This is a genomic window from Sphingomonas endolithica (assembly GCF_025231525.1).
GTDB lineage: Bacteria > Pseudomonadota > Alphaproteobacteria > Sphingomonadales > Sphingomonadaceae > Sphingomonas > Sphingomonas endolithica.
The window spans coordinates 643519-670335 of sequence record NZ_CP103057.1 but is presented as its reverse complement, the minus strand read 5'-3'; the positions used below and the strand labels follow the sequence as shown (position 1 = coordinate 670335).

28 protein-coding genes are annotated in these 26817 nt (G+C 66.0%); 14 read left to right on the top strand and 14 right to left on the bottom strand.

Annotated elements, in window-relative coordinates:
* The first annotated feature begins 3 nt into the window (after positions 1–3).
* Entirely contained in the window at positions 4–519 is a 516-nt protein-coding gene (locus tag NV382_RS03265; protein ID WP_260599111.1) for a tetratricopeptide repeat protein, read from the top strand.
* A 149-nt stretch (positions 520–668) separates the two neighbouring features.
* Here NV382_RS03265 and NV382_RS03260 read toward each other — a convergent pair whose 3' ends face one another.
* The 5 genes from NV382_RS03260 to NV382_RS03240 all read right to left on the bottom strand — a co-directional run bounded on the left by NV382_RS03260 (position 669) and on the right by NV382_RS03240 (position 7306).
* Positions 669–1688, bottom strand: coding sequence for a patatin-like phospholipase family protein (locus NV382_RS03260; RefSeq protein ID WP_260599110.1), 1020 nt, complete (start codon positions 1686–1688; stop codon positions 669–671).
* A 98-nt stretch (positions 1689–1786) separates the two neighbouring features.
* Entirely contained in the window at positions 1787–2620 is an 834-nt protein-coding gene (gene rsmA / locus NV382_RS03255) for a 16S rRNA (adenine(1518)-N(6)/adenine(1519)-N(6))-dimethyltransferase RsmA (protein WP_260600292.1), read from the bottom strand.
* Complete coding sequence (gene pdxA, locus NV382_RS03250) at positions 2620–3612, bottom strand: 4-hydroxythreonine-4-phosphate dehydrogenase PdxA (protein ID WP_260599109.1); 993 nt, start codon at positions 3610–3612, stop codon at positions 2620–2622. Before pdxA ends, rsmA begins: the two co-directional genes overlap by 1 nt.
* 12 nt (positions 3613–3624) lie before the next feature.
* A complete protein-coding gene (locus NV382_RS03245; RefSeq protein ID WP_260599108.1) occupies positions 3625–4980 on the bottom strand; it encodes a peptidylprolyl isomerase in 1356 nt (451 codons plus the stop codon).
* A gap of 79 nt (positions 4981–5059) precedes the next feature.
* On the bottom strand, positions 5060–7306 hold the full coding sequence (locus NV382_RS03240) for an LPS-assembly protein LptD (protein WP_260600291.1): 2247 nt from the start codon (positions 7304–7306) through the stop codon (positions 5060–5062).
* Between the two features lie 157 nt (positions 7307–7463).
* Here NV382_RS03240 and NV382_RS03235 point away from each other — a divergent pair, with 157 nt between their 5' ends.
* The 4 genes from NV382_RS03235 (at position 7464) to NV382_RS03220 (ending at position 10446) form a co-directional block, all read left to right on the top strand.
* Positions 7464–8936 carry a leucyl aminopeptidase gene (locus tag NV382_RS03235; protein ID WP_260599107.1) on the top strand — a complete coding sequence of 491 codons (1473 nt, stop codon included), beginning with the start codon at positions 7464–7466 and terminating at the stop codon, positions 8934–8936.
* A 37-nt stretch (positions 8937–8973) separates the two neighbouring features.
* A complete protein-coding gene (locus NV382_RS03230) occupies positions 8974–9411 on the top strand; it encodes a DNA polymerase III subunit chi (protein WP_260599106.1) in 438 nt (145 codons plus the stop codon).
* An 83-nt stretch (positions 9412–9494) separates the two neighbouring features.
* On the top strand, positions 9495–9917 hold the full coding sequence (gene ndk, locus NV382_RS03225; RefSeq protein ID WP_260599105.1) for a nucleoside-diphosphate kinase: 423 nt from the start codon (positions 9495–9497) through the stop codon (positions 9915–9917).
* A 10-nt stretch (positions 9918–9927) separates the two neighbouring features.
* Positions 9928–10446, top strand: a complete 519-nt coding sequence (locus tag NV382_RS03220; protein WP_260599104.1) for a GNAT family N-acetyltransferase — start codon at positions 9928–9930, stop codon at positions 10444–10446.
* 16 nt (positions 10447–10462) lie between these two features.
* On the opposite strand, the gene NV382_RS03215 is transcribed toward NV382_RS03220, so the two are convergent.
* The 4 genes from NV382_RS03215 to purM form a co-directional block, all read right to left on the bottom strand.
* Positions 10463–11095, bottom strand: coding sequence for a phage holin family protein (locus tag NV382_RS03215; RefSeq protein WP_260599103.1), 633 nt, complete (start codon positions 11093–11095; stop codon positions 10463–10465).
* Positions 11092–11469 (bottom strand): MmcQ/YjbR family DNA-binding protein, encoded by a 378-nt coding sequence (locus NV382_RS03210; RefSeq protein ID WP_260599102.1) that lies wholly within the window; start codon positions 11467–11469, stop codon positions 11092–11094. Before NV382_RS03210 ends, NV382_RS03215 begins: the two co-directional genes overlap by 4 nt.
* On the bottom strand, positions 11466–11975 hold the full coding sequence (gene purN, locus NV382_RS03205) for a phosphoribosylglycinamide formyltransferase (protein WP_260600290.1): 510 nt from the start codon (positions 11973–11975) through the stop codon (positions 11466–11468). Before purN ends, NV382_RS03210 begins: the two co-directional genes overlap by 4 nt.
* Positions 11976–12143: 168 nt before the next feature.
* Positions 12144–13250 (bottom strand): phosphoribosylformylglycinamidine cyclo-ligase, encoded by a 1107-nt coding sequence (gene purM, locus NV382_RS03200; RefSeq protein WP_260599101.1) that lies wholly within the window; start codon positions 13248–13250, stop codon positions 12144–12146.
* A gap of 60 nt (positions 13251–13310) precedes the next feature.
* Here purM and NV382_RS03195 point away from each other — a divergent pair, with 60 nt between their 5' ends.
* The 5 genes from NV382_RS03195 (at position 13311) to NV382_RS03175 (ending at position 19302) form a co-directional block, all read left to right on the top strand.
* Positions 13311–14558 carry a cyclin family protein gene (locus NV382_RS03195; RefSeq protein ID WP_260599100.1) on the top strand — a complete coding sequence of 416 codons (1248 nt, stop codon included), beginning with the start codon at positions 13311–13313 and terminating at the stop codon, positions 14556–14558.
* The gene (locus tag NV382_RS03190; RefSeq protein ID WP_260599099.1) at positions 14555–15196 is read left to right on the top strand and encodes an HdaA/DnaA family protein; all 642 of its coding nucleotides are present in this window, start codon (positions 14555–14557) and stop codon (positions 15194–15196) included. Before NV382_RS03195 ends, NV382_RS03190 begins: the two co-directional genes overlap by 4 nt.
* Positions 15193–17370, top strand: coding sequence for an RNA degradosome polyphosphate kinase (locus tag NV382_RS03185; RefSeq protein WP_260599098.1), 2178 nt, complete (start codon positions 15193–15195; stop codon positions 17368–17370). Before NV382_RS03190 ends, NV382_RS03185 begins: the two co-directional genes overlap by 4 nt.
* A gap of 2 nt (positions 17371–17372) precedes the next feature.
* Complete coding sequence (locus tag NV382_RS03180) at positions 17373–18872, top strand: Ppx/GppA family phosphatase (protein WP_260600289.1); 1500 nt, start codon at positions 17373–17375, stop codon at positions 18870–18872.
* A 64-nt stretch (positions 18873–18936) separates the two neighbouring features.
* Positions 18937–19302 (top strand): nuclear transport factor 2 family protein, encoded by a 366-nt coding sequence (locus NV382_RS03175; protein ID WP_260599097.1) that lies wholly within the window; start codon positions 18937–18939, stop codon positions 19300–19302.
* A 60-nt stretch (positions 19303–19362) separates the two neighbouring features.
* On the opposite strand, the gene NV382_RS03170 is transcribed toward NV382_RS03175, so the two are convergent.
* Both NV382_RS03170 and rnd read right to left on the bottom strand, forming a co-directional pair.
* Positions 19363–19653 (bottom strand): I78 family peptidase inhibitor, encoded by a 291-nt coding sequence (locus NV382_RS03170; protein ID WP_260599096.1) that lies wholly within the window; start codon positions 19651–19653, stop codon positions 19363–19365.
* Positions 19650–20825, bottom strand: coding sequence for a ribonuclease D (rnd, locus tag NV382_RS03165; RefSeq protein ID WP_260599095.1), 1176 nt, complete (start codon positions 20823–20825; stop codon positions 19650–19652). The genes NV382_RS03170 and rnd overlap by 4 nt, the downstream gene beginning before the upstream one ends.
* 166 nt (positions 20826–20991) lie before the next feature.
* On the opposite strand from rnd, the gene aspS reads away from it, so the two are divergent.
* Both aspS and NV382_RS03155 read left to right on the top strand, forming a co-directional pair.
* Entirely contained in the window at positions 20992–22812 is a 1821-nt protein-coding gene (aspS, locus tag NV382_RS03160; RefSeq protein WP_260599094.1) for an aspartate--tRNA ligase, read from the top strand.
* Between the two features lie 151 nt (positions 22813–22963).
* Positions 22964–23740, top strand: a complete 777-nt coding sequence (locus NV382_RS03155) for a polyphosphate kinase 2 family protein (RefSeq protein ID WP_260599093.1) — start codon at positions 22964–22966, stop codon at positions 23738–23740.
* On the opposite strand, the gene NV382_RS03150 is transcribed toward NV382_RS03155, so the two are convergent.
* Positions 23737–24366, bottom strand: a complete 630-nt coding sequence (locus NV382_RS03150; RefSeq protein ID WP_260599092.1) for a carbonic anhydrase — start codon at positions 24364–24366, stop codon at positions 23737–23739. The two genes, NV382_RS03155 and NV382_RS03150, sit on opposite strands and share 4 nt — an antisense overlap.
* Before the next feature lie 55 nt (positions 24367–24421).
* Between NV382_RS03150 and lipA the strand changes: the two genes are divergently transcribed.
* A complete protein-coding gene (gene lipA / locus NV382_RS03145; RefSeq protein ID WP_260599091.1) occupies positions 24422–25342 on the top strand; it encodes a lipoyl synthase in 921 nt (306 codons plus the stop codon).
* Positions 25342–25827 (top strand): type II toxin-antitoxin system RatA family toxin, encoded by a 486-nt coding sequence (locus NV382_RS03140; protein ID WP_260599090.1) that lies wholly within the window; start codon positions 25342–25344, stop codon positions 25825–25827. The genes lipA and NV382_RS03140 overlap by 1 nt, the downstream gene beginning before the upstream one ends.
* On the opposite strand, the gene NV382_RS03135 is transcribed toward NV382_RS03140, so the two are convergent.
* Positions 25764–26291, bottom strand: coding sequence for a CinA family protein (locus tag NV382_RS03135; protein ID WP_260599089.1), 528 nt, complete (start codon positions 26289–26291; stop codon positions 25764–25766). The two genes, NV382_RS03140 and NV382_RS03135, sit on opposite strands and share 64 nt — an antisense overlap.
* Entirely contained in the window at positions 26288–26806 is a 519-nt protein-coding gene (locus NV382_RS03130; protein WP_260599088.1) for a hypothetical protein, read from the bottom strand. The genes NV382_RS03135 and NV382_RS03130 overlap by 4 nt, the downstream gene beginning before the upstream one ends.
* Positions 26807–26817 lie beyond the last annotated feature (11 nt).

Below are 26817 nucleotides of genomic sequence, written 5' to 3'. Positions count from 1 at the left end.
ATCATGCGTTATTCGTCCGTCGCCGCTGCCGTCGCGCTGACGCTGGTCACGGTGTCGACCTCGCTGCACGGCCAGCGCCCCGACGATCAGATCAACCCGCGATCGCTGGCGCTGCTGGCACAGGGCCGCGCGGCACAGGCGGCGGGAAATCTCGATGGCGCGACCGATCTGCTGGAGACCGCCCTGGCGGTCGATCCGCGTAACCGCGCCGCCTTCAACACGCTGGGCGACGTCGCGCAGGCACGTGGCCTGCCGGGCAAGGCGATCCGCCTGTACCGTGAGGCACTGCTGCTCGAACCCAATGATCGCGTCGCGCTGAAGGGGCAGGGCGAGGCGCTCGTTGCGAAGGGCGCCGTGATGCAGGCCAAGGCCAACCTCATCAAGATCCGGACCTTGTGCGGCAAGGCGGCCTGCCCGGAAGCGGGAACGCTCGCCGCCGTGATTGCCAAGGGGCCGCCGGTGCAGACGGCCGCGGCACAGACCAAGGTTCCCGACAAGGTGCCGCCTGCGCGGGATTGAGGTGGCGAGGCATGCTTGCTCCCCGGCGTAGGCAGGGGCCTAGTCGCGGCACAGACGTGATTTACGCTGCGCTTCGTTACGACCACCTGTCCGCCTAGGCCCCGGCCTTCGCCGGGGAACATTAGCGAGTTAGCCGCGCCCGGCCGTCCTTACCCGCCAAAAACCGTCAGCCCTGGCGATCCCGTCGCGATCTCACCGCTCGCCACGCGCGCCAGCATGGCCTGCGCATCTCGGTAGCCCGCCTGCCAGCGGTGCCGCACCGATTCCGGGGAGAAGTCCATGCCCTTGCCCGCAACCTCGCGCGACTGATCGGCATAGGCCAGCCGCACCAGCGTCATCGACGACGCGGCCAGCGCCGTATGTGCCTGATAGGCAATGCGCCAGCGCTCGATCGTCCGACGGCTCTGCGCGGCGAAGATGATGTCCTGTGCGCGCCCCATCGCCTCGCCCAGTGTCTGCGGCCGCCCGGCGGCGAGCGGCAGCAGATCGACCGCGACGCATAGGGTCGGCTTGGGCGAGGCTGTACCGAGCACCGGATCGAGCGGCAGGTTGGCCGACAACCCGCCATCGACGAAGATCCGGCCGTCGATCTCGACCGGCGGAAAGGTGGGCAGCAAGGCGGCGCTGGCCCGGATATGATCCGCGGTGATCGGCTGCTGCACGCTGTCGAACAACACGTCGTCGCCGCTTTCGAGATCGACCGCGCCCGCGGTGAAGCGCGGTGTGCCGCCGTTCAGCCGGTCGAAATCCACCATCCGGCGCAGCGTCGCCCCAAGCGGCTTGGAATCGAACAGGCTGGGCGCGGCCGCCAGCGGATCGGGGTCCCACCAGGATCCGAGCGGCCCGACCGCGCCGAAGATGCCCGGACGACCGGTCGCCATCGTCGCCATCACCGAGCTGGTCCGGCGCAGCGTCTCGTTGCTTGACGGCCACCATGCCAGATCGCCGGTGGAGTTGGTCGGCTGCCAAAAATCTGTCAGCCGCTGGAGCCGCTGCTCCGGCGCATTGCCGGCGATGAGCGCACCGTTGATCGCGCCGGCCGACGTGCCAACCACCCAATCCGGCAGATAATCATGTTCGTGGAGCGCCTGGTAGACGCCGGCATGATAGCTGCCCAGCGCGTTACCGCCGCCGAGCACGAGTGCGAGTGCAAAGGGTCGCTGGGTCATGGCGGTGCGCGGCTTTCGGTCGTGGACGATCGCAGGAGGCCGGTGGGCCGAGATCGATCAACGCGGCGCCGCCGGCCATGTATCCCTGATGCGTGCGCTCAGCCGCGCATGGCGCGAGCGACCGCGACGAAATCCGCGACACTCAGCGTCTCGGCCCGGCGGGTGGCGTCGATGCCGACCTGCTCCAGTGCAGCCAGCGCGCCGGGCAGGCCCTTGACGCTCTGCCGCAGCATCTTGCGGCGCTGCCCGAACGCCGCGCCGGTGAGGCGTTCCAGCGTGGCTAAATCCACCCCGTTCGGTGCCGCCTGGGGCAGGATATGCACCACCGCCGACATGACCTTGGGCGGCGGGGTGAAGGCCGAGCGGTGCACCGGCATCGCCAGCCGGGCGGTCGATCGCCACTGCGCCAGCACGGCAAGGCGGCCATACGCATCGTCTTTGATTGCGGCGACGATGCGATCGGCGACCTCCTTCTGGAACATCAGCGTCAGGCTCGCCCACCATGGCAGCCAGTCCGCCGACAGCCAGCGCACCAGCAGCGCGGTGCCGATATTATAAGGCAGGTTGGAGACGATGTGCGGCTTGCCTGCCATGTCGGCGAACAACGCTGCGATATCGAGCTCCAGCGCGTCCTCCTCGATCACCCGCAGCTTGCCGGGGAAAGCCTCGCTTAGTTCGGCAAGTGCGGGGATGCAGCGGCGGTCGCGCTCGACTGCGATGACCTGGGCACCGGCCTGGAGCAAGGCGCGGGTCAGGCCGCCGGGGCCTGGGCCGACCTCGAACACGGTCGCGCCATTCAGGTCGCCGGGGATGCGCGCGATCCGCTCCAGCAACTGGCTGTCGAGCAGGAAATTCTGGCCCAGCGCCTTGCTGGCGGTCAGGCCATGGCGCGCGATCACCTCGCGCAACGGGGGCAGGTCGGCGGTCACGATCAGCGCTGGGCGGCGCGGTGCGCGATCGCCTCGCCGGCCATGCGGATCGCCGCGATCATCGCACCGGGTTCCGCGGCATCCTTGCCGGCAATCCCAAACGCGGTGCCATGGTCGGGCGAGGTGCGCACGATCGGCAGCCCGAGCGTGATGTTGACGCCTTCGTCGAAATGCAGCGTCTTGATCGGGATGAGCGCCTGATCGTGATAGCAGCAGATCGCCGCATCATAGGTCGCGCGGGCGCGGGCATGGAACATCGTGTCGGCGGCAAACGGCCCGGTGGCGTCGATGCCTTCCTCGCGCAGCTGCGCGATCGCCGGCGCGATCAGATCGATCTCCTCGCGCCCGATCGCACCCCCTTCGCCGGCATGCGGGTTCAGCCCAGCAAAGGCCAGGCGCGGCTGTTCGATACCGAAGCTGCGTTGCAGCCCGCGGGCGGTGACCCGCGCCTTGGCGACGATCAGTTCGATCGACAGCAGCTCGGAGACCGCGGCCAGCGCGACATGCGTGGTGACCGGCACGACGCGCAGGGAAGGGCCGGCGAGCATCATCACCGCATTCTCGCCCGAAATGCCGCAGCGCTCGGCGATGAACTCGGTCTGCCCGGGGTAATTGAAGCCGATCTCGTATAGCTGTGACTTCGATACCGGCCCGGTCACCAGGCCACTGGCGGCATCGGATCGTGTCAGTCCGGCGGCGAGCTCGAGCGAGTGGAGCGCGCAGCGGGCGCCATCCACGTCGGGCGTCCCCGGCTGGATTTCTCCACCATCCTCGACCCGCAGCACGGGCAGGCCCTGATCGAAGGCTGCGACCGCGTCACCCGGATCGCTGATCATGGCGATCGGCCCAGACCAGCAGGCGGTGATCGCGCGGGGATCGCCGACGGCGAAGAACGGCAGCAACCGATGCTCGCCCCGCGCAGCCCAGGCCTTGGCGATGATCTCCGGCCCGATCCCGGCCGGGTCGCCCATCGACACTGCCAGCGGCGCGGTCATCTCAGCCGATCCTCACCGATATTCCACGATCGCATCGCGGCGGAGATCGCGCAGCAGCTGCTGCGCCCGCAGATTGACGCGCTGCTGTTCGATCTGGCCCTGCAATGCTTCGGCACGTGGCAAATTGCCGTTCGCCGGCTCGTCGCGCCCACACATCACCAATGCACGCACGCCGTCCTCGGCCGTGCCGAACGGCGGCGTGGACTGGCCGACCTGCATCTTGATCATGATTTCCTGCAGCGCCGGCGGCAGGTCGCGGATCGACACGGCATCGCTGTCCACCACTTCGGCATCGATCTGCGCGGCCACCTTGGCGACGTCGCCGCAGCCCTGGATCGCCTTGGTGGCAGTGGCAAAGGCCGCGACGCGGCTCGATGCCGTCGCCTGTGTCGTGCCGGCCGGGAAACGCACGGTCAGCTGCTTCAGCGACAGTCGCGCATCGCGCGGGTCGGCGGTCAGCACCTGGCGCTTGTCGACCAGGTACAGAACGGAGAAGCCACCCGGCACCTCGATTGGTCCGGCAATCTGGCCGACCTGCATCGTGTCCGCCACCTTGCCCAGCGCATCGGGCAGCTGCGAGCTGCGTACCCAACCCAGATCGCCGCCGACCGCGCGGGTCGATGCCTCGGAGAAGCTGCGGGCGAAATAGCCGAACGGTGCCTCGCCCTTCTGGATCTTCTCGATCATTTGGCGAAGCGTCCCGGCAACCTGCGCCGCGCGCTCGGGGGTCGCCGAGAGATAGATCTCGTTGACGTGATATTCCTCGGTGCCGCGCGATGCCTGCAGCCGGTCGAGGATCGCCTTGACCTCTTCCTCGCCGACGTTGACGTTCGGCTCGACGCGACGGCGCAGGAAGCGCTGCCAGGCAAGCTCGCCCTCGATCTGGCGCTTGAGCGAGCGTTCCGACGACCCGACCGAGCGCAGATACACGCGCATCTCGTCGGGCGACTTCTTGAAATTCTTCGCCACACCCGAGAAGCTTTGGGTAAGCTCGGGCTGCGTGATCGTGATGTCGTTGGCCTTGGCCTCCTGGATCTGCAGCGATTCGTCGATCAGCTGGTTCAGGATCTGCGTGCGCAGCTTCATGCGATCGTCGTCGGTCAGCTTCAGCTGGTTGGCCGCGACGATCAGCGCCACGCGCTGGTCGACATCGGTGCCGGTAATGACGGTGTCGTTGACGATCGCGGTCGGCTTGCGGACGTTCGGGTCGAACTTGCCGTACAGCTGCATGTTGTCGGGGATGTTCAGGCCAACGCCCGGCACGCTATCGTCGGATACGGTCTGCGCAACGCCGCTACCGGTCACGATCGCCACCCCTGCCAGCAACGCCGCCATGCGGCCGATCCGGGCCTTCGTCATCGAAATCATCACGTTTTCACAAATTCCCATATCGCGCCGTCCACACCCCGACGGCTGCCCGAGTAGAGCAAGGCAGGTGAACTCAAGCTTAGCGGCCCAGATTCTTGAACGCCAGTGTCAACAGGAAGCTGTTGCCGCTGCGCGCGTCGCCATTGTCTTGATAGTCGTGCTTCCACGTCAGCCCGAGGCGGAGGCAATCGTCCTCATAGGAGACGCCGAGCCGGTGCCGGACCGGATCGAAGCCGTCGGCCACGGAGAGGACATCCTCGTTACGATCGGTCAGATCGACCACCGCCGAGCCGAACACCGACCAGAATTTCGCGACCTGCACCCGCCCACCGATGCGCGCTTCCTCGCGATCCTGCAGATCTTCCAGTTCGTCGATGTCGCGGTTGAGGCGCAGATAGCCGACCAGCAGATAGGTGCTGCGCGATCCGATCGTCGCATCGATCTCGTTTCGCCGTACCTGGAAGCCGTCCTTGTCGAGCCGGTAGCGGTAGGTGAGCGAGACGAAATCCTTGTAGCGGATCTGCGTGCGGCCGACGAAGTCGGAGAAGCGGTCGGTTAGGCCCGTGCCGTCCGGGAAGATCGCCGGGCGCGAGCCCAGGCGGTAGCTCTGGCCGATATTGGAGGCGATCGAGAAGCCGGGAAGATCGAGCGCATAATCCAGCCCGTACGTGAAACGGGTGGCGTCCTCGACCCGGTCATATCCCGGGAAGCGATTGAGCGCGAACAGGTTCGAATCCTCGAGATCGACCGAACGTGCATCCTCGTTGGGGATCGAGATGTTGCGCGTCGGCGGCGCCGCGACGACCTGAAAGCGCGGGGTGACACGCTGCGTGCCGCCCATGAACTCGCCGATCATCGGCCATCTGACATCCACCGCGAGCGCCCCCACGGCGCGGGCATGGACGCCTTCGGTGCCGCTATAGCTGCCGATCGACGTCGCGAGCGTATCGTTGGCGTGATAGACGTCGCCGCGGGCATAGGCAGTGAACGTCACTTCCTGGCCCCAATTGGTCAGCTTGCGCAGATCCCACCGTGCGCTAGCAAAGGCGCGTTGCGTATCCTGCCCCTCGGTTCGCGTGAGCGCGAGGGTATTGAGCTGCAGCTCCACCTTCCCACCGAGCACGCCTTCGTCGAGGCGGCGGCGATAATCGATCTCGGGTAGCGCGATCGGCTGCAGGCCCTGCTTGTCGTTGAGCCGCAGCGTCTGCACCGCCCAGCCGGTGATCCCGAAATAGCTGTTGGCATCGATCCGCTCCAGGCTGGCGGTCGAGCGCAGGCGATCGTCATAGGAGATGTCGTAGCGGCGCAGGAACGTGCGATCGCTGACCACGCGCAGCGATCCGCTCACGCTCCAGTTCGGATCGAACTGAAAGCGCGCGACGCCGTCGAGATAGCCGCGAAAGCCGGTCTCGGCATCGTCCGCCGCATTGCCCAACAGATCGTCGCGCCGCTTGCCGTAGGTGGCATAGCCGTTCAGGCGGTAGGCCCCCTTGCTGGAGAGCGCGCTGTAATCGGCCTGGATCATCGGCAGCGCATCGGTGAACACGCGCGGTGTGACGGTCAGGCCGCGATTGGGCCCCAGGCCGAAATAATAAGGCTGGGCATATTCGAAGCCGTTGACGCGGTCGTAACGGAAATCGGGTGACAGCAGGCCGCTGACGTTGCCGCCGCCGCCGACGGGGTGCGAAAATGCCGGTAGCGGTATGCCGGGAAGGCCGAACACGTTGATGCGAGCACCGTTGTAATAGATGCGGCCGCGGTCGGGGCGGTACACTACGCGCACCGCGGTGATCTTCCACGAAGGCTCCTTCGGGCAGCCCGCCGAATTGGTCACCGTGCACGGCGTGTAGGCAGCGTCCTGCAGCGTCACCGTCTCGTCGAGACCGCGCGTGCCCTTGCGCGCCGCCAGCCGTCCGCCCCGTTCGAGCACGACGAGCATGTTGTCGACCACGCCGTCCTTCAACGAATCGGTGAGATCGATCGAGTCGCCATAGGCGGTGTCCCCGCCAGGATTGGTGACCGCGACGTTGCCGGTGGCAAGCACTTTGCCCGTCTTGCGATTCCACACGACCTTGTCGGCACGCAGGCGATCGCCACTACGGGTCATCCTGACGTCGCCATTTGCCGTCACGACATCATCGTTCATGTCGTATTGCAGCTCGCCGGCGCTGAACTGAACGTCGTCGCCCGCCTGCGCAGAGCCGGGGATATCGTCCACAGCGGGCGGGGCTACGACCGGAGTCTGGAGATCCTGCGCGGTAGCGGTGCCGGCCAGCAGCAGCGCGGCCGGCAGCGCGCACGTCGAGAGGAGATGGAAACGCTTCACGTCGGGAAACACACCCCCAAACGCGCCGGAATGACGCGCGAACCGCCGCCCTATCGCATCGCCTGCGCCGCGCGGCAATCGCGCGCGTGCTTTGCCAGCGCTTTCGCACTGGCCTAGAGGATCACGACTCACTGTTCCCGCTGTTCCGAGGTTACCCATGCAGATCGCTTTCTCCACCACACCCGCCGATCCGACGGCGACGCTTGCCTTGCCGATCGACAAGGATGCGCTGGCGCGGACGAGCTTCGCCGGGATGGACGATGCCGCCAAGCGCGTCGTGCTCGGCGCGGCGCACGGCAGCCGGTTCGACGGCGAGGCAGGCGCGGTGGTCGAGGCATTCGTGCCCGCTGGCGACAGCGTGCGGCGCGTGCTGCTGCTCGGCGTCGGCAACGGCAGCGAGACGGACTATGAACGTGCCGGCGGCGCATTGGTCGCCAAGCTGCTGACGAGCGGTGAGACCGCCGTGGCGGTCGATTTCGGCACGGCGGCGCCGACGCCCAAGGCAGCGGCACGCTTTGCCGGTGCCGCGGCGCAGCGCGCCTGGCGCCATGACGTCTACCGTACCAAGCTGCCCGAAAAGCACAAGCCGACGCTGGCCACGATCACGCTGATCGGCGCACCGGCGGGCAGCGACGCCGCCTGGGTCGAGCAGAAAGCCCTCACCGAAGGCATGGCGCTGACCCGCACGCTGGTGACCGACCCGCCAAACGTCATCTATCCCGAGACCTTCGTCGCCAAGGTGCTCGCCGAGACCGAGGGCCTGGGCCTAGAGGTCACCGTGCTCGACGAGGCCGCGATGGCGGCGCTCGGCATGGGCGCATTGCTCGGCGTCAGCCAGGGTTCGCGGCGCCAAGCGCAGGTGCTGGCACTGAAATGGAGCGGCAAGGGGGCGGGCGACCCCGACCTCGCGCTGGTCGGCAAGGGTGTCACGTTCGACAGCGGCGGCATCTCGATCAAGCCGGGTGCCGGCATGGAGGACATGAAGTGGGACATGGGCGGCGCGGGCGCCGTCGTCGGCGCGATGAAGGCGATCGCCGGGCGCAAGGCGAAGGCCAACGTCATCGGCGTGTGCGGCCTGGTCGAGAACATGCCCGATGGTAATGCGATCCGCCCGAGCGACGTGCTGACGTCGATGTCGGGGCAGACGATCGAAGTGCTCAATACAGACGCCGAGGGACGCTTGGTGCTGTGCGATTGCGTCACCTGGGTACAGCAGACGCACCATCCAAAGACGATCGTCGATCTCGCGACACTGACCGGCGCGATGATCGTGGCACTCGGCAACGAGCATGGCGGACTGTTCGCCAATGACGAAACATTGGCCGAGCAATTGCTGCAGGCGGGCCTGTCCAGCGGCGACAAATTGTGGCGCTTCCCGCTGTCGGATACCTACAACAAGCTGATCGATTCCCCGATCGCGGACATGAAGAATGTCGGCCCGCGCGGCGCAGGTTCGATCACTGCGGCGCAGTTCATCCAGCGCTTCGTCGATCCGGGCGTCAAATGGGCGCATCTCGACATTGCCGGCATGGTCTGGTCGGACAAGGCCGGCCCGAACTATGACAAGGGCGCGACGGGGTATGGCGTGCGGCTGCTCGACCGCTTCGTGGCGGACAATTTCGAAGGCTGATGAGACCGCCGCTCTTCGTCATCTCAGCGGAAACCGAATGCAGGTCGACTTCTACCATCTGACCACCACGCAGCTCGACCGTGCCCTGCCGCAGATTGCGGAAAAGGTGCTGGCGAGCGGCGCGCGACTGTTGATCGTCGCGGAAAGCGCCGCGCAGCGCTTGGCGCTCGACCGGCTGTTGTGGAGCTATGCGCCCGACAGCTTCCTGCCGCACGGGCAGGTCGGTAGCGGCAACGAGGCGGGGCAGCCCGTCTTGTTGAGCGACGCGGCCGATCCGATCAACGGCGCACGCCACATCGCGTTGGTCGACGGGGTGTGGCGTGATGCGGCGCTCGGTTTCGAGCGCGCCTTCCACTTCTTCGATGCCGATCGCATCGACCAAGCGCGCATCGCCTGGAAGGGGCTGGCCGACCGCACTGGCGTCGAGCGGCGCTACTGGAAGCAGAGTGACGGCCGCTGGGAACAGGCCGCCTGACGCTCCCGGCCTTGCATCGACAGGGCCGCCCGACTATCGAACCGCGACTTTCCGCTATCCCCATTTCAAGGAGCTTCACGGTCATGGCCGCGAACCGCACGTTTTCGATCATCAAGCCAGACGCCACGCGTCGCAACATCACCGGTGCCGTCACCAAGATGCTCGAGGAAGCCGGCCTGCGCGTCGTGGCCTCCAAGCGCATCCAGATGACCCGCGAGCAGGCCGAGGGCTTCTACGCGGTGCACAAGGAGCGCCCGTTCTTCGGTGAGCTGGTCGAGTTCATGATCTCCGGCCCGGTCGTCGTCCAGGTGCTGGAAGGCGAGAACGCCATGCAGCGCAACCGCGACATCATGGGCGCGACCAACCCGGCAAATGCCGAGCCCGGCACGATCCGCAAGGAACTCGCGGAATCGATCGAAGCCAACTCGGTGCACGGTTCGGACAGCGACGAGAATGCCGAGATCGAGATCGCGTATTTCTTCAAGCCCGAAGAAATTGTCGGCTGATAGCGGCCACATGCAATGGCGCGTGCGGGGGGCGGGGGCAGTGGATGCCGACCGCCTGTCGCTCGTCGCCAACGCGTGTTTTCTCGACACCTATTCGACCGCATTGAACGGCGACGACCTCGTCGCTCACTGCCTGAGGCATAACAATGCGGCCGTCTTCACGGCATGGCTGGGCGACCCGGCATCGGTGGTGACGCTGGCGGAGACCGAGCCGCACCATGCGCCGATCGGCTATACGGTGCTGACCGCGCCGCACTTCCCGATCGCGCTCGATATACATGATATCGAGCTCCGACGGATCTACACGCTGCGCCAGGCGCACGGCACCGGCATCGGTGCGGCGTTGATGGCGCGCGCGGTAGAGGATGCCGCACGGCTGGGCGCCAAGCGGATCCTGCTCGGCGTGTGGGAGCACAATGCCCGCGCCCGCGCTTTCTACGAGCGATCCGGCTTCCGGATCATCGGCGCGCGGCAGTTCCAGGTCGGCAGCGAAGTGCACGACGATCCGATCTACGCGCTGGAAATATAGCCTCTCGGCTGGCCTCTTACTTTATCGGCTTCGGCTTTTCGCGCGCCCAGACCGCCTCCAGCCGCGCTGGCGTAGCGGCACGGTCGCGCAGCTTGATGCCGGTCAGCTTCAACTCGCGGCCTTGCAGAACCCGGCCCTTGGTCTCCCAGGTGATATCGTAGATCGCCTTGTCCTGCCGCGCCACATCGGCATCCCAGTAATGGGCCGTGATGATTACCGGCAGGCGGCCGGTGCGATCGTCGGGGCCGCCATCGGTCATCTTCAGCAGCGCGTCATCGAACCAGCCGGCGTCGATCTTGGGCTCGATATCGGTCTGCGCCGCGATCGCCAGCGGCTTGGGGAAGGCAATGTCGATGCTCTGCACGTCATGGCCGGCATCGGCCAAGGTCAGTGCCTTACCGCTCCCGCTGGCCTTTAGCTTCACCAACGTGCGGACCTTCACCTCGCTGACCCGCTCGGCCTGTTTGATGGCATCGTCGGCGCGGCGCTCGGACCAGTTCATCCACAGGCCGAGCGCGGCGATGACGAGGCCAGCGACGCCCACCAGTTCGGCCAACGTCACCCAACGGCGGCGCGTGGCGGCAGCCTCCGCGCGATCGACCGCCGCAGTGACGGTGTCGGAGGAGGGCGGGGGGCTCCGGTCGCTCATCGTCCGCCTGCCTCCAGCAATCGTTGCGGCGCCGCCAATTCCCAGCTGATCGCGATGCGATCCTCCACGCGCTGCCAATCCAGTTCTTCGCCGTCGAGCCGCATTGCGACCCAGCCAGAGGAGCCGAGATAGGGCGGTGCGTAGTACAAGCCGGGGTCGCCCTCGATGAGCATCGCCTGCTCGTCCAGGCCGGTCGTATTGACGATCGCGACCGTCTCGCCATCGCCATGATGATCGTGCCAGAAATAGGCAAAGGCCATGCCGTCCTCGATGAAGAAGCCGGGTGCGCCATGCGACACTTTCTCGCAGGTGGATGGCAGCGCCAGCGCGGCTGCGCGGACTTTGGCGAGGATGGGTTCGGGGTCTGGGCTCATGATGCGCAGAAGTCTGCCAGAACTTTCGGGTAAAGGCGATGCTCGGCAGCAAGGACGCGGATGCCCAGCGTATCGGGCGTGTCGCCGGTAAGGATCGGCACGCGCGCCTGGCCGAGGATGCGCCCGCCATCGAGCTCCTCGGTTACCACATGGACCGAACAGCCGGCTTCCGCATCGCCAGCGGCGATGGCGCGGGCATGCGTGTCGAGCCCTTTATATTTGGGGAGCAAGGAAGGGTGGATGTTGACGATCCGCCCACGCCAGGCGGCGACGAACGCGTCGGACAGCAAGCGCATATAGCCGGCAAGCGCGATGATCTCGACGTCGGCCGCGCGCAATGCCGCGTCGATCTTAGCCTCATACTCGGCTTTGGCGATGCCCTTGGGGGAATGCGCGAAGGTGGGGATGCCGTGTTCTGCGGCCCAGGCGAGCCCGGGGGCCGCCGGCTTGTCGGAGGCGACGATGGCGATCTCGTAACCGCTCGCGGCTTCGACAAGCGCCATCATGTTCGATCCGCGACCCGAAATTAGAACGCCTACCTTGCGCGTCACCAGCTCCGCCCCCAGAGTTCCCCGGCGAAGGCCGGGGCCCAGTGGCGAAGGTGGAAGTCACGACGCACAGCACTTGCCAAAGATCGTCTCCCGACTGGGCCCCGGCCTCCGCCGGGGAGCAGGTTAGCCAAGATGCGTGGCCGTCCAGTCGGCGCGCGCGCCCCAGGTCTCGACCGAGCCGGTGACCGTGCAGCCCTTGTCGCCAGCCTCGATCACGCCGACCTCGAACACCGTCTCTCCTGCAGCCTCGAGCCCGGCGACAACGGCGCCGGCCTGGTCGGCGGCAACCACTACCACCATGCCGATCCCGCAGTTGAACGTCCGCGCCATTTCTTCCGGTTCGATCGCGCCTTGCGCCTGCAAGAAGGCCATCAGCCGCGGCTGCACCCAGCGGTCCGCATCGATCCGTGCATGCACCCCCTCGGGCAATACGCGCGGAACGTTCTCCAGCAGCCCGCCGCCGGTGATATGCGCCAGCCCCTTGATGCGGCGCTCGGCGAGCAGCGGCAGCAGGCTCTTCACGTAAATCCGCGTCGGCGCCATCAGCGCATCGATCAGCCGTACATCCTGGTCGAACAGCGCCGGGCGATCGAGCTTCCAGCCCTTGTCGGCGGCCAACCGGCGGACCAGCGAGAAACCGTTCGAGTGAACACCGGACGAGGCGAGCCCGAGGATGACGTCGCCCGGCGCGATTTCGCGGCCGGTCAACACCTGGTCTCGTTCGACGGCGCCGACGCAAAAGCCTGCCAGATCGTAGTCGCCTGGCGCGTACATGCCCGGCATCTCGGCGGTCTCGCCGCCGATCAAGGCGCAGCCCGCCTGCAGGCAACCCTCCGCGATCGAGGCGATGACGCGTTCGGCAACCACCGGGTCGAGCTTGGCCGTGGCATAATAATCGAGGAAGAATAACGGTTCGGCACCCTGCACGATCAGGTCGTTGGCGCACATCGCGACCAGGTCAATGCCCACGCCGTCATGCGCATCATGCTCGATCGCGAGTTTCAGCTTGGTGCCGACGCCATCGTTGGCGGCGACCAGCAACGGATCGCTGAAGCCCGCGGCCTTGAGGTCGAACATGCCCCCGAAGCCGCCGAGATCCGCATCGGCCCCCTTGCGACGCGTCGATTTGGCCAGCGGCCCGATCGCACGGACAAGGGCATTGCCGGCAGCGATGGACACGCCCGCCTGGGCATAGGTGTAGGGTGCGGGATCGCGCTCGGTTTCGCTCATCTGCGCGCCCTAGCCATATCCTGCTTGGATTTCCACGCCTGCTTCGCCAAAAGGGCCGCGATGTTCGCCCACGCCCCCCATTCGATCCGCATCGCCCTGTCGCTGGCGCTTGCCGCAAGCGGCGGGATGCTGCTTGCGCAGGACAGCACGCCCGGCATGGCACAAGCCGACAGCTCGGGCAGCTATGAGGTCGGCGGAGTCGATGTCGATGTAACCGGCCCGACGGCGGAGGCAGCGCGACTGGCCGGATGGCGGCTGGCGCAACGCAAGGGCTGGACCATGTTGTCGCAGCGGCTTGGCGCGGGCGTGGGCACGCTGTCGGACGGTACGCTGGATGCGATGGTCAGCGGAATTGTCGTCGAGAACGAGCAGATCGGGCCCAATCGCTACGTTGCCCGCCTTGGCGTGCTGTTCAACCGCGGGCGCGCCGGATCGCTGCTCGGCGGCGCGGGCTTGTCGCAGCGCTCACAGCCGATGCTCGTCCTGCCGCTGCAATGGTCCGGCGGGGTGGGGACGATCTTCGAGCAGCGCACGGACTGGGCGGACGCCTGGACGCGCTATCATACCGGCAACAGCACGGTCGATTATGTGCGCCCGGCCGGCACCGGCCCAGACGCGCTGCTGCTGAACGTCGGGCAGATCGGCCGGCCGGGTCGGCTGTGGTGGCGCACGATCCTCGATCAATATGGCGCGATCGACGTCCTGGTCCCCACGGTGCGACTGTACCGCCAATGGCCCGGCGGGCCGGTCGTCGGCGTGTTCGAGGCGCGGCACGGGCCCGATAACGCCTCGGTCGGCAAGTTCGTGTTGCGGGTGGAGCGGGCGGACGGCGTGCCGGCGCTGCTCGACGCCGGCGTCAAGCGGATCGACGAAGCCTATCAGGCGGCGCTGCGTGGTGGCGCGCTGACGACGGATGCCGGGCTGGTCTATGCTCCGCCGCCGACCACCATCGCGGCGCTGCTGCCCAAGCCGGAAGCGACGCCCACGCCGACCGGCACGTCGGCTACGACAAGCGGGCCGACCATCGCCGTCGCCGTACAGTTCGATACGCCGGGCGCCGGGGCGGTGAGTTCCACCGAGGCGGCGATGCGTGCGGTTCCCGGGGTGCGCAGCGCACTCACCAGCAGCCTTGCGCTGGGCGGAGTCTCCGTCATGCGGGTCAGCTTCGATGGCAATGCGGCGGCGTTCCAGGCTGCGCTGCAGGCACGTGGCTGGATCGTGCAAGGCAGCGGTGCCACGTTGCGCATCCGGCGGGCGCTGGCGCCGCCCCAGGTCAGCCGGGCGGCAGACAATCCGGCGGGCGGATGAGCGGGGGGCAGATCGCACTGCCGTTCGAATGGCCTGCCGACCCGCGCGACGACGAATTCCTGGTCGGCGAATCCAACGCGCGCGCGGTGCAGCAACTCGAACATTGGGCGTCCTGGCCGGTAATGACTCTGGTGCTGACAGGCCCGCGCAAGTCGGGTCGTAGCCTGCTGGCGCGGATCTTCGCCGCCAAAAGCGGTGGCACGATGATCGACGATGCCGAGCGCCAGCCCGAGGCCACCCTGTTTCATGCCTGGAACAGCGCGCAGGAAGCGCATCGTCCATTGATCGTGATCGCCGATGCCGCGCCGCCCGAATGGACGGTCAAGCTGCCCGATCTGCGTTCCCGCCTGGCCGCGAGCCCGGTTGCGCGGATCGGCGCGCCGGACGATGTGCTGATGCAGGCCTTGTTCGAGCGGCAGTTCCTGCGCCGTGGGCTGGATGCCCGGCCCGAGCTGATCCAGTGGCTGCTGGCGCGCGTCGAACGCAGCCACGTGGCATTACTGCGCGCGGTCGACATACTCGACCAGGCGGTGATGGAACGGCGGAAACGCTTGTCGATCCCCTTGGCAAAGGCCACATTGACCGAGGCCAGCATGATCATCGATCCCGCGCCAACCCTGCCATTCGAGGTTCCATGACCCGCCCCGCCCATATCGCGCATCTCACCGAGGATGACGACGACCAGTTTGCCGCCAGCGAGGGCAGCGAACGCTATTTCAATCGCGAGCTTTCCTGGCTGGCGTTCAATCGCCGCGTGCTGGAGGAGGCGTGCAATCCTGCGCATCCGCTGCTGGAGCGGGTCCGCTTCCTGTCGATCTCGGGGTCCAACCTCGACGAATTCTTCATGGTGCGTGTGGCCGGCTTGAAGGGCCAGCAGGTCCAGGAAGTCGATCGTCGCTCCGCAGACGGCCTGACCTCGGGCCAGCAGCTCGCCGCGATCGTCGCCGAGGCCGATGCGCTGATCGAGAGTCAACGCTCCGTGTGGCGCGATCTGCGTCGACAGTTGAGTGAAACCGGCATCGACGTGCTGGGATCGCGCACGATCGAAGAATTCCTGACCACGCAGGAAGTCGCCTGGCTGCAGAATCACTTCCGCGAACAGATATTCCCGATCCTGACGCCGCAGGCACTCGATCCCGCGCATCCCTTTCCGTTCATGTCGAACAAGGGGCTGGCGGTGATGTTCGATCTCGTCCGCATCTCGGACGAGGCACCGATCCGCGAACTGGTCATGCTGCCGAGCCAGATGCCGCGCTTCGTACGAGTACCGGGCGAACGCGCGCGGTTCGTCGCGGTCGAATCGCTGGTCAAGCATTTCGCCCCGCTGATCTTCCCCGGCTACAACGTGCTGGGCGGCGCGGAATTCCGCGTGCTGCGCGACAGCGATCTCGAGATCGAGGACGAGGCGGAGGATCTGGTCCGCTACTTCGCCAACGCGATCAAGCGCCGCCGCCGCGGCCGGGTCATTCGGCTGGAACTGGAAAGCGGCATGCCGCCGGCGCTCGGCGCCGCATTGCGCGAGGAACTGGGGGGAGAGCACGCCTTCGTCACCGAAAGCGGTGCCTTCTTGGGCGTCGGCGATCTCGACGCGATCGTCGATGAGGACCGCCCCGATCTGAAATTCCCCGCTTACGCACCACGCTTCCCCGAGCGCATCCGCGAATTCGGCGGCGATTGCTTTGCGGCGATCAAGGCCAAGGACATCGTCGTCCACCATCCCTACGAGACGTTCGAGGTGGTGCTCGCCTTCCTGAAGCAGGCGGCGAACGACCCCGACGTAGTCGCGATCAAGCAGACATTGTACCGCGCGGGCAAGCAGCCGGCGGTGATCAACGCGCTGATCGCGGCGGCCGAGGCGGGCAAGTCGGTGACCGCGGTGGTCGAGCTGAAGGCGCGTTTCGACGAGGAACAGAATATCGTCTGGGCCAGCGCGCTGGAGCGGGCGGGCGTGCAGGTGGTCTACGGCTTCATGGAGTGGAAGACGCACGCCAAGATCTCGATGGTCGTGCGGCGCGAGGGCTCGGTGTACCGCACCTACTGCCATTTCGGGACGGGCAATTATCACCCGATCACCGCCAAAATCTATACCGATATCAGCTTCTTCACCGCCGATCCCCGCATCGGGCAGGATGCCGCGCAGATGTTCAACTACATCACCGGCTATGTCGAGCCGGAGGGGATGGAGTTGGTCAGCCTGTCGCCGCGTGACCTGCGACCGCGGCTCGTCCGTCTGATCGACGACGAGATCGCCAACGCCAAGGGCGGCAAACCCGCGGCGATCTGGGCAAAGATGAATTCGCTGGTCGATCCTGCAGTGATCGAGAAATTGTACGAGGCGAGCAATGCCGGGGTCGAGATCGACCTGATCATCCGCGGCATCTGCTGCCTCAAGCCAGGCGTGCCCGATCTGTCCGAGAACATTCGCGTGAAATCGATCATCGGTCGGTTCCTCGAACACAGCCGGATCTGGGCGTTCGGCAATGGCCAGGCGTTGCCCAATGACGATGCCAAGCTGTTCATCTCCTCGGCGGACTGGATGCCGCGCAATTTCGATCGCCGGGTGGAATATATGCTGCCGATCCTCAACCGCACGGTGCACGACCAGATCCTCGATCAGGTGATGGTCGCCAATCTGCTCGACAATGAACAAAGCTGGGATCTGCAGGCCGATGGCAGCTATGTACGCGAACAGCCCGGCGAGCGGCCGTTCAATCTGCACCGCTATTTCATGACCAATCCCTCGCTATCCGGGCGCGGCGCGGCACTGAAGGGCAAGTCGGTTCCCAAATTGTCGTTCCGGCGCGGTCATTGAGCGTGAGCATTCCGGCGCTGCTGCGCAAAGTGCGCGCGGACACGCCGACCGAACCGCGCACCGGCATCATCGATATCGGGTCCAATTCGATTCGTTTGGTCGTCTATCAAGGGCCGGAGCGACTGCCGGCGATCCTGTTCAACGAAAAAGTGATGGCGGGTCTTGGGCGCGGGCTCGCGCAAACCGGTGCCATCCCGCAAGCGTCGCTCGACCTGGCGGAACAGGCGCTCGCGCGCTTTGCCGCCGTCGCACGCGAGATGGAGGTATCGAGCCTGCGTACCGTCGCCACCGCCGCGGTGCGCGATGCCTCCAATGGCGCGGCGTTGCTGCGGACGGTGCGGGACCTCGGGCTCGACGTCGAGACGCTGAGCGGTGAGCAGGAGGCGATGGCAGCGGGGCAGGGCGTGCTTTCCGGCATTCCCGATGCCGACGGCATCGTCGGTGACCTGGGCGGCGGCAGCCTCGAACTGGTACGGATCGCGCAAGGCGAACTGCGCGACCGCGTGTCCTTTCCGTTCGGCGTCTTGCGTATCGCGGCGCTGCGCGAAAAGGGACCGGGGGTGCTCGAGCGCACCGTGCATGCTGCCCTGAGGGATGCTGGCTGGCTCGGCGGCGGCGCAGGCGTGCCGCTGTATCTCGTCGGCGGATCGTGGCGCGCGCTCGGCCGGCTCGACATGCATCTGTGCGAATACCCGCTGCCGGTGATCCACCAATATTCGATGCCCGCCGCGTCGATCCTGCGCATGGGCCGCACGATCGCGCACGTGAACAAACAATGGCTGAAGGCCGTGCCCGGCCTGTCGTCCGGCCGCGCGACGACGCTGGGCGACAGCGCCGCTCTGCTGAGCGTCCTGCTCAAGCACCTCGGCAGCGATACGACGGTCGTTTCGGCATTCGGGCTGCGCGAGGGGCTGCTCTACGAGGCGCTCGATGCAGGCACGCGGGCGCAGGACCCGCTGATCGTGGCAACCCGCGACGAGGGACGGCGGCATGGCCGCTTCGCCGAGCATGGCGACCTGCTCGACCGCTGGATCGCGCCGCTGTTCCAGAGCGACGATGTGGACATGACGCGGTTGCGCCATGCCGCATGCCAGCTGGCGGATGTCGGCTGGCGGGCGAACCCCGAGTTTCGTGCCGAACGCGGCGTGGAGATCGCGCTCCACGGCAATTGGGTGGCGATCGACGCGCGCGGCCGCGCGCTGATGGCGCAGGCGTTGTTCACCAGCCTTGGAGGCGGCACGAACACGCCTGCACCACTGGCGATGCTGGCACCGGCCGACGATCTGAAATGCGCAGTGACCTGGGGTTTGGCGATGCGGCTGGGCCAACGGCTGAGTGGTGGCCTGGCCGGGCCGCTGCAACGCTCGCGGCTCAGCCAGGATATGGCGGCAGTGACGCTGCATTTGGCGGACCCTGACCGGGCATTGTATGGCGATGCGGTGGAGCGGCGGCACGCCGCGCTTGGTAATGCCGTCGGGCGGGCAACAGTGGTGGCGGGCTGATGCGCGCCGCAACCGCAGCGCCGTCAGGCAGGGCGAATGTAGCGAGGGTGGAGGAACGGACATCATGGCTGATCAGTCGATTACTGAACTTCTCGAAGCGAGCATCGGACGGGTTTGGAACGAGCGGGATGACCGCCAAAGGCTGACCGCGATCGATGAAATCTACCACTTCGATGCGATCATCTATGAGCCCGAGAGATCCGTCACAGGCCATGCGGCGATCTCAGCGGTGGTCGCGGGGGTGCTTGCCGATATGCCGCCCGGCTTCCGATTCGAAGTCATCGGCCAGACATTGGGGCACCACGGCGTTGCCGTAACCCACTGGCAAGGTGGACCGCCGGGGCAGATCATCGTCAGCGGCGCGGACGCCGCGCGCATCGTCGACGGCAAGATTCACGAACACTGGTTTTTCTTCAATCCGGCTGATTGAAGGTGGAAGCGAAGCCGCGCTCCAGCCAAATGGCGCGGCCTCTATCCGGAGCTGAACGGATTACCCGCAGGTAATCCGCTCGGCCTCGCCCTTTAGCCCGACCCACACGTTTACGCGGGTGTCACTGAATTCCATGGTCACGCGCATCTCCGGCGTGATCCGCCGTGCGGTGGCTGCACCCGATGCGCGCTGGACCTGGTCGGTCAGCGCCGGAGTCGCTTGTTGGCCGACGAAGCGCTGTGCCGGCTCAGCTTGGCATATGCCGGTCGGGCTAGGCAGCGGAGCGGGATGCTCCTGCGTACAGCCGGCAACAGCCAGCAGCAGGACCGGGGCGGCAATTACGAGCTTCATGCGATGTTCTCCGTACGTGTCATCTTGAGCTTCCCATCGACGACCGCAAAGGCGAGCCGCCCTTCGACCAGATCGAGCGCGTCGCGGCCGAACTGATCGAAACGCCAGCCTTGCAGGATCGACAGATCGTCGCGCGTGCCGGCGGCCAACGCCTCCAGGTCTTCGCTGCGCGCGAGCAACCGCGAGGCCACGTCGATTTCCTTGGAGCGGATCTTGAGCAGCAGCTTGAGCAGGTCGGCCACCAACGCCCCGTCCTTGCCAAGGCCCGGCTTGCGATCGTCGCGCTGCGGCATTTCACCCGCGTCCATCGGCACCGCTGCATCCAGCGCGGCCATCATGCGCGCGCCGATATCGTTATTGGCCCAGGCGGGGGAGAGCCCGCGTACCTTGGACAGATCGCCCTGCTTGCGCGGCGGATGGCCAGCGATGTCGGCAATCGTCTCGTCCTTGACGATGCGGCCGCGGGGGATGTCCTTTTGACGTGCCTCGATCTCGCGCCACCGCGCCAACGCCTTGAGCCGGCCCAACAGATCGGGCTTGCGGCCCGGAACCTTGATGCGCTTCCACGCTTCCTCGGGATCGTTGGCATAGTTGGCGGGATCGCCGATCCGTTCCATCTCCTGGTCGAGCCAGGCGCCGCGCCCGGTCTTGCGCAACCGGGCGAGCATCTTGGGGAAGATCTCCGCCAGATGCGTCACGTCGCCGATGGCATATTCGATCTGCCGTGCGTCCAAGGGCCGGCGGCTCCAGTCGGTGAAGCGCGCGCCCTTGTCGACGACAATGCCGAGATAGGCATCGACGAGGTTGGAATAACCGATCTGCTCGCCTTGCCCGAGCGCCATCGCCGCGACCTGCGTGTCGAACAAAGGGTAGGGCGTCTTGCCCGTTAAATTATAGATGATCTCCAGGTCCTGGCCGCCGGCGTGGAACACCTTCAGCACGTCTTGATTCTCGGTCATCAGATCGAGCAGCGGCTTCATGTCGAGCCCGGGCGCCATCGGATCGATCGCCGCCGCCTCGTTCACGTCGGCGATCTGGATGAGACACAGTTCCGGCCAGAACGTGTTCTCGCGCATGAATTCGGTATCGACGCAGACGAAGTCGGCCTGGGACAGACGGGCGCACAGATTGGCGAGAGTCGCACTGTCGGTGATGAGCGGATGGATATGCATGGGCGTGCCATAGCGAGGCGGGCGCGGCTTGACAAAGGCGGGCTGGAAAGGGAAGCGCACACCGCTTATCCGTCATCCCCGCGCAGGCGGGGATCCATAGCCTGGAACGCCGGAGAATATGGATCCCCGCCTGCGCGGGGATGACGGCAATTCATAGGAATCGACCATGCACGCCTATCGCACGCACACCTGCGCCCAGCTCCGCGCCGCCGATGTCGGCACCTCGGTCAAGCTTTCCGGCTGGGTCCATCGCAAGCGCGATCACGGCAATCTGCTGTTCGTCGATCTGCGCGATCATTACGGCATCACCCAGATCGTCACCGACAGCGACAGCCCGACGCACGCAATGCTCGACAAACTGCGCGCCGAGTCGGTGGTGACGATCACCGGCGACGTGGTGGCGCGCTCACCCGAGACGGTGAACGCCAATCTGCCCTCGGGCGAGGTCGAGATCCGCGCCCGCGACGTGGTGGTGCAGTCGTCGGCGCAGGAATTGCCGATGCCGGTGTTCGGCGAAAACGAATATCCGGAAGAGACGCGGCTGCGTTATCGCTTCCTCGATCTGCGCCGCGAGCGGCTGCACGCCAATGTGATGCTGCGCTCGAACGTCATCTCCAGCCTGCGCCAGCGCATGATCGGGCAGGGCTTCACCGAATTCCAGACGCCGATCCTGACCGCGTCGAGCCCTGAAGGCGCGCGCGACTATCTCGTGCCGAGCCGCGTGCATCCGGGCAAATTCTACGCCCTCCCGCAGGCGCCGCAGATGTTCAAGCAGCTGTTGATGGTGGCCGGCTTCGATCGCTATTTCCAGATCGCACCGTGCTTCCGCGACGAGGATGCGCGCGCCGATCGTAGCCCGGGCGAATTCTACCAGCTCGATTTTGAGATGAGCTATGTCACGCAGGAAGACGTGTTCGCCGCGATCGAGCCGGTGCTGCACGGCGTGTTCGAGGAATTCGCCGACTGGCAGGGCAAGGGTCGCAAGGTCAGCCCGCTGCCATTCAAGCGCATCCCCTATCGCGACTCGATGCTGAAATACGGCAACGACAAGCCCGATCTGCGCAACCCGATTTTGATCCACGACGTGAGCGAGCTGTTCCGCGGCTCGGGCTTCGGCCGGTTCGCGTCGATGGTCGAGGGCGGCGACGTGGTCCGCGCGCTGGCGGCACCCAACACGCACGAGAAGAGCCGCAAGTTCTTCGACGAGATGAACAGCTGGGCACAGTCGGAGGGCTTCCCCGGCCTCGGCTATGCGACGCAGAAGGACGGCGTGTTCGGCGGCCCGATCGCCAACAATCACGGCCAGGATGGCATGAAGGCGATCGCCGAGGCGCTCGGCCTTGGACCTAATGACGGCATCTTCTTCGCTGCGGGCAAGGAAGCGCAGGCGGCCAAGCTCGCTGGCCTGGCGCGTACCCGTGTCGCCACGCAGCTCGAGCTGATCGACGACAAGAAATTCGAATTCTGCTGGATCGTCGATTTCCCGATGTTCGAATATGACGAGGACGCCAAGAAGGTCGATTTCAGCCACAACCCCTTCTCGATGCCGCAGGGCGAGATGGACGCGCTGGAGACGATGAACCCGCTCGATATCCTGGCCTACCAGTACGACATCGTGTGCAATGGCATCGAATTGTCGTCCGGCGCGATCCGCAATCACAAGCCGGAGATAATGTACAAGGCGTTCGAGATCGCCGGCTACACTCAGGCCGATGTCGATCTGAACTTCGCCGGCATGATCAACGCGTTCAAGTGCGGTGCCCCGCCGCACGGCGGCTCCGCGCCGGGAGTCGATCGCATCGTCATGCTGCTGGCGGACGAACCGAACATCCGCGAGGTGATCACGTTCCCGATGACGCAGAAGGCCGAGGACCTGATGATGGGCGCGCCCAACTTCGCGACCGAGAAGCAGCTCAAGGAGTTGAACCTGAAAACGGTGGCGCCGGTCGCGGCTAGAACAGTCAGCGAAGCGGTTCGTCCGGAATAGGGCGTACCGCGGCGCTCGATTCCCGCCGTCATCCCGGACTTGGTCCGGGATCCAACCCGCGGCTAAGGAAAGTGACGGGCGGGGAAGCGCAGCGTAGCCGGCCAACTGGATCCGGACCAAGTCCGGGATGACGGATGAAAGGACGCCAAGCATGACGATCAACCTGGCCGACTACGAAGCCGGCAAGAAATATGACGGCGACTATTCGGACGATCTCGCCGCGCTGCAGGAGCGGCTGGCGCATATCCAGGTCGCCTATATCGTGTACAAGAAGCGGGCGGTGGTGTTGTTCGAGGGCTGGGATGCCGCCGGCAAGGGCGGGATCATCCAGCGGCTGACGGGCAATTGGGATCCGCGTAATTTCGAGGTCTGGCCGATCAAGGCGCCAAACCCTGACGAGCTCGCCCGCCATTTCCTGTGGCGCTTCTGGAAGCGGCTGCCGGCGGACGGCAATATCGGCGTGTTCGACCGCAGCTGGTATGGTCGCGTGCTGGTCGAACGCGTCGAGGGCTATGCCAAGGAAGCCGAATGGCGCCGTGGTTATGACGAGATCAATGAGTTCGAAGCGCAGCAGGTCGATTCGGGCACGACGATCGTCAAAATGTTCGTGCACACGACGGCGAAGGAGCAGGACGCGCGCCTGCTCGCCCGGCTGGACCACCCGTGGAAGCGGTGGAAAACCGGCGTGGACGATTATCGCAATCGCGAGAAGCGCGATTTGTATCTCGACGCCATGGCCGAGATGTTCCGCCGCACCGATACGCGCTGGGCACCGTGGCATGCAATCGACGGCAACAACAAGAAAGCGGCGCGGATCGCAGCGTTGAACGTGATCGCGGACCAGCTCGAAGCGAATGTCGACATGGCCCCACCCAAGCTCGATCCCGAGGTGGAGAAGATCGCGCGCAAGGCGTTGAAGAAGGACTAAGCGGGGGCGAATTCCCCGACATCGTCCATCACGTGCAGCACGCCGTCGGCGATTGCGAAATAGGCGCCGTGAAGCGTCAGTGTTCCCGCCGCTTCGCGTTCCGCCACGAACGGAAAGCTCCGCAGGTTGGCGATCGAGACGCGAACCGTCTCCAGCTCGAGTGCACGGACTGCTTCAGGCCCGTCGCCATGTTGCGCCACGATCCGGTCGCGCGCTTCATCGAGCATATCCACCCAATGCGCGATGAACCCGCCGGCTCCCGGCGCCTCTCCGGCAAAGCGGCGCGACAATGCCGCGCCCACGCCGCCACAGGCGCCGTGGCCCATTACCACGATCTCCGGCACCTCCAGCTGCGTCACCGCGAATTCCAGCGCCGCCGACACACCGTGACGCCCGCCGCCCATCTCGAAGGGAGGAACGAGGTTTGCCACGTTGCGCACGACGAAGATCTCGCCGGGGACGGTGTCGAACACCTGGGCGGGATCGACGCGACTGTCCGAGCAGGCGATCACCATCACGCGCGGGTTTTGCCCTTCGCTTAGTTCCACCCAGCGCTCGCGATGGCGGCGATACTCGCTGGAGCGAAAGCGGCCATAGCCATCGAGCAGATCGGTGAAATCGGTCATGCAGCCCCTCCTAGCGCGTGTTGTAACGGCTTCAAGCCATCGCTAGATGCAACCCATGAACGAGATGTCTCCGCTCGCCCGCCCCCCCCGTGAACGCAAGCCGGACTGGCTGCGCGTAAAAGCGCCGACCTCTGCCGGATTTGCCGCCACCCGCGCGCTGATGCGCTCGAAAAGCCTCACCACGGTGTGCGAGGAAGCGGCCTGCCCCAATATCGGCGAATGCTGGAGCAAGAAGCACGCGACGGTGATGATCCTGGGCGACACCTGCACCCGCGCCTGCGCCTTCTGCAACGTGAAGACGGGCATGCCGCGGGCAATCGACCGCGCCGAGCCGCAGAATGTCGCCGATGCGGCGGCGCAGATGGGGCTGCAGCATATCGTCGTCACCTCGGTCGATCGCGACGATCTGCCCGATGGCGGCGCGTCGCAGTTCGTGCGCGTGATCCAGGCGCTGCGCGCCACCACGCCGAATACGACGATCGAGATCCTCACCCCCGATTTCCGCAACAAGGCGCAGGCCGCGATCGAGTCGATCGTCGAAGCCCGCCCGGACGTGTACAATCACAATCTCGAGACGGTGCCGCGCCTGTACCCGACGATCCGACCGGGCGCGCGTTATTATGCCTCGTTGCGCCTGCTGGAGAGCGTGAAGCGGCACGATCCGTCGATCTTCACCAAGTCCGGCATGATGATGGGCCTCGGCGAGGAGCGGATGGAGGTCCATCAGGTGATGGACGACATGCGCAGCGCGGACGTCGATTTCCTGACGCTCGGCCAATATTTGCAGCCGACACCGCGCCACGCCAAGGTGCTCGACTTCGTGACGCCCCAGGCGTTCGATGCCTATGCCCAGATTGCCCGCGCCAAGGGCTTCATGCTTGTCGCCTCCTCGCCCCTGACACGGTCGAGCTATCACGCCGGCGACGATTTCGCGCGGCTTCGTGCGGCACGCGAGGCGAAGCTCGCGCGCGGCTGATGCCCAAGCATTCCGAAACCCGACGGCTGCCCTATAGCCGCGAGCAGATGTTCGATCTGGTCGCGGACGTCTCGCGCTATGCCGAGTTCCTGCCCTGGGTGACCGCGATCCGTGTGCGATCGAACAGCGACACGGAAATGGTCGCCGACATGATCGTCGGGTTCAAGGGCTTGCGCGAGACGTTCACCTCGAAGGTCGAGAAGCAGCGGCCGGATCACCTGTCGGTCGATTATATCGACGGGCCGCTGAAATACCTGCGTAACGACTGGACGTTCAGGCCCGATGGCGATGCCGGCTGCTTCGTCGACTTCACGGTCGATTTCGCGTTCAAGAATCGCGTGTTCGAGATGCTGGCCGGCCAGGTGTTCGGCAGCGCGCTGCGCAAGATGATCGGCGCGTTCGAGGAGCGTGCCGCCGTGCTCTACGCCTCTTCTGCCGTTTCCTCTGGCGGCAGCAGCAATTCCAGCGCGCACAAGGCCGCCTGAAGCCGGATACCACCGCGGCCGAGATCACCGAACTGCTTGCGGTCGGCGGTGATGTTACCCGGATCGGCGCCCTTTTCGGCGCGCGCGAACACCACGGTGCCGACCGGCTTCTTCAAGGATCCGCCGCCCGGGCCGGCGATTCCGGTGATCGCCACCGCGACGTCGGCGCCGCTCTGTTCCAGCGCCCCCTGCGCCATGCTCCACGCAACCGCCACGGATACCGCACCGAACGTGTCGATCACATCCGAACTGACCTTGAGGACGTCGTGCTTGGCGTCGTTGGAGTAAGTCACGAATCCGGATTCGAACATCTCGGACGAACCCGCAATCTCGGTGAGCGCCGCCGCGACCAGCCCGCCGGTGCAGCTTTCCGCGACGCTGACACGGCGGCCGATCGCCAGGTTGCGCTCCACCACTTCGCGCGCCGCTGCGACGAGTTCGGGGGGCAGGATGCTGTCGATCATGGCTGCGGCACCACGGGGCAGATCGTGAACGGCGCCTTGTCGCGCTTGCCCTGGGTGCCGAGCGTGAACAGCAGCACCAGGATCCCGGCGGTGTTCCGCGCGGGCAGGGGGCTGAGCAGGCTCACGACCCGGTCGACCTTGGGGCAGTCCGCCGGCTTGATCTCCTTGGCCAGCATCGGCGCCATCATCGCGCCGATCAGTGGCCGCATCAATGCGGGATCGACGCCCTTCATCTCCTCGCCCATCACTTTGCCCAGCGCAGTGCGCGCCTGCGGCCAGACTGTAGGCGCCTCGACCCGGTAGCGGCCGATCAATGCCGGCAATCCGCCGCGCAACGTCGCCTGCGGGGGCAGGCTTGCCGCACATGCCGTGCCCGCCGCGTTGATCACGTCGGGTAGCAGCGTGATCATCAGCGCTTCCGCTTCCGGTTCGCTGAGGCAGGGTGTCGCCGCCTGTGCGGTGGTTGCACCGAGCGCCGCCCAGAGTGCGATCGTATAGCCGATCCGTCGTTTCATGCCGTTCCCTG

Bases quoted from the DNA above. Each gene is read 5' to 3' on its own strand.
- NV382_RS03265 (WP_260599111.1), top strand. From the start codon at position 4: ATGCGTTATTCGTCCGTCGCCGCTGCCGTCGCGCTGACGCTGGTCACG.
- NV382_RS03260 (WP_260599110.1), bottom strand. From the start codon at position 1,688: ATGACCCAGCGACCCTTTGCACTCGCACTCGTGCTCGGCGGCGGTAAC.
- pdxA (WP_260599109.1), bottom strand. From the start codon at position 3,612: ATGACCGCGCCGCTGGCAGTGTCGATGGGCGACCCGGCCGGGATCGGG.
- NV382_RS03245 (WP_260599108.1), bottom strand. From the start codon at position 4,980: ATGATTTCGATGACGAAGGCCCGGATCGGCCGCATGGCGGCGTTGCTG.
- NV382_RS03235 (WP_260599107.1), top strand. From the start codon at position 7,464: ATGCAGATCGCTTTCTCCACCACACCCGCCGATCCGACGGCGACGCTT.
- NV382_RS03230 (WP_260599106.1), top strand. From the start codon at position 8,974: ATGCAGGTCGACTTCTACCATCTGACCACCACGCAGCTCGACCGTGCC.
- ndk (WP_260599105.1), top strand. From the start codon at position 9,495: ATGGCCGCGAACCGCACGTTTTCGATCATCAAGCCAGACGCCACGCGT.
- NV382_RS03220 (WP_260599104.1), top strand. From the start codon at position 9,928: ATGCAATGGCGCGTGCGGGGGGCGGGGGCAGTGGATGCCGACCGCCTG.
- NV382_RS03215 (WP_260599103.1), bottom strand. From the start codon at position 11,095: ATGAGCGACCGGAGCCCCCCGCCCTCCTCCGACACCGTCACTGCGGCG.
- NV382_RS03210 (WP_260599102.1), bottom strand. From the start codon at position 11,469: ATGAGCCCAGACCCCGAACCCATCCTCGCCAAAGTCCGCGCAGCCGCG.
- purN (WP_260600290.1), bottom strand. From the start codon at position 11,975: ATGATGGCGCTTGTCGAAGCCGCGAGCGGTTACGAGATCGCCATCGTC.
- purM (WP_260599101.1), bottom strand. From the start codon at position 13,250: ATGAGCGAAACCGAGCGCGATCCCGCACCCTACACCTATGCCCAGGCG.
- NV382_RS03195 (WP_260599100.1), top strand. From the start codon at position 13,311: ATGTTCGCCCACGCCCCCCATTCGATCCGCATCGCCCTGTCGCTGGCG.
- NV382_RS03190 (WP_260599099.1), top strand. From the start codon at position 14,555: ATGAGCGGGGGGCAGATCGCACTGCCGTTCGAATGGCCTGCCGACCCG.
- NV382_RS03185 (WP_260599098.1), top strand. From the start codon at position 15,193: ATGACCCGCCCCGCCCATATCGCGCATCTCACCGAGGATGACGACGAC.
- NV382_RS03175 (WP_260599097.1), top strand. From the start codon at position 18,937: ATGGCTGATCAGTCGATTACTGAACTTCTCGAAGCGAGCATCGGACGG.
- NV382_RS03170 (WP_260599096.1), bottom strand. From the start codon at position 19,653: ATGAAGCTCGTAATTGCCGCCCCGGTCCTGCTGCTGGCTGTTGCCGGC.
- rnd (WP_260599095.1), bottom strand. From the start codon at position 20,825: ATGCATATCCATCCGCTCATCACCGACAGTGCGACTCTCGCCAATCTG.
- aspS (WP_260599094.1), top strand. From the start codon at position 20,992: ATGCACGCCTATCGCACGCACACCTGCGCCCAGCTCCGCGCCGCCGAT.
- NV382_RS03155 (WP_260599093.1), top strand. From the start codon at position 22,964: ATGACGATCAACCTGGCCGACTACGAAGCCGGCAAGAAATATGACGGC.
- NV382_RS03150 (WP_260599092.1), bottom strand. From the start codon at position 24,366: ATGACCGATTTCACCGATCTGCTCGATGGCTATGGCCGCTTTCGCTCC.
- lipA (WP_260599091.1), top strand. From the start codon at position 24,422: ATGAACGAGATGTCTCCGCTCGCCCGCCCCCCCCGTGAACGCAAGCCG.
- NV382_RS03140 (WP_260599090.1), top strand. From the start codon at position 25,342: ATGCCCAAGCATTCCGAAACCCGACGGCTGCCCTATAGCCGCGAGCAG.
- NV382_RS03135 (WP_260599089.1), bottom strand. From the start codon at position 26,291: ATGATCGACAGCATCCTGCCCCCCGAACTCGTCGCAGCGGCGCGCGAA.
- NV382_RS03130 (WP_260599088.1), bottom strand. From the start codon at position 26,806: ATGAAACGACGGATCGGCTATACGATCGCACTCTGGGCGGCGCTCGGT.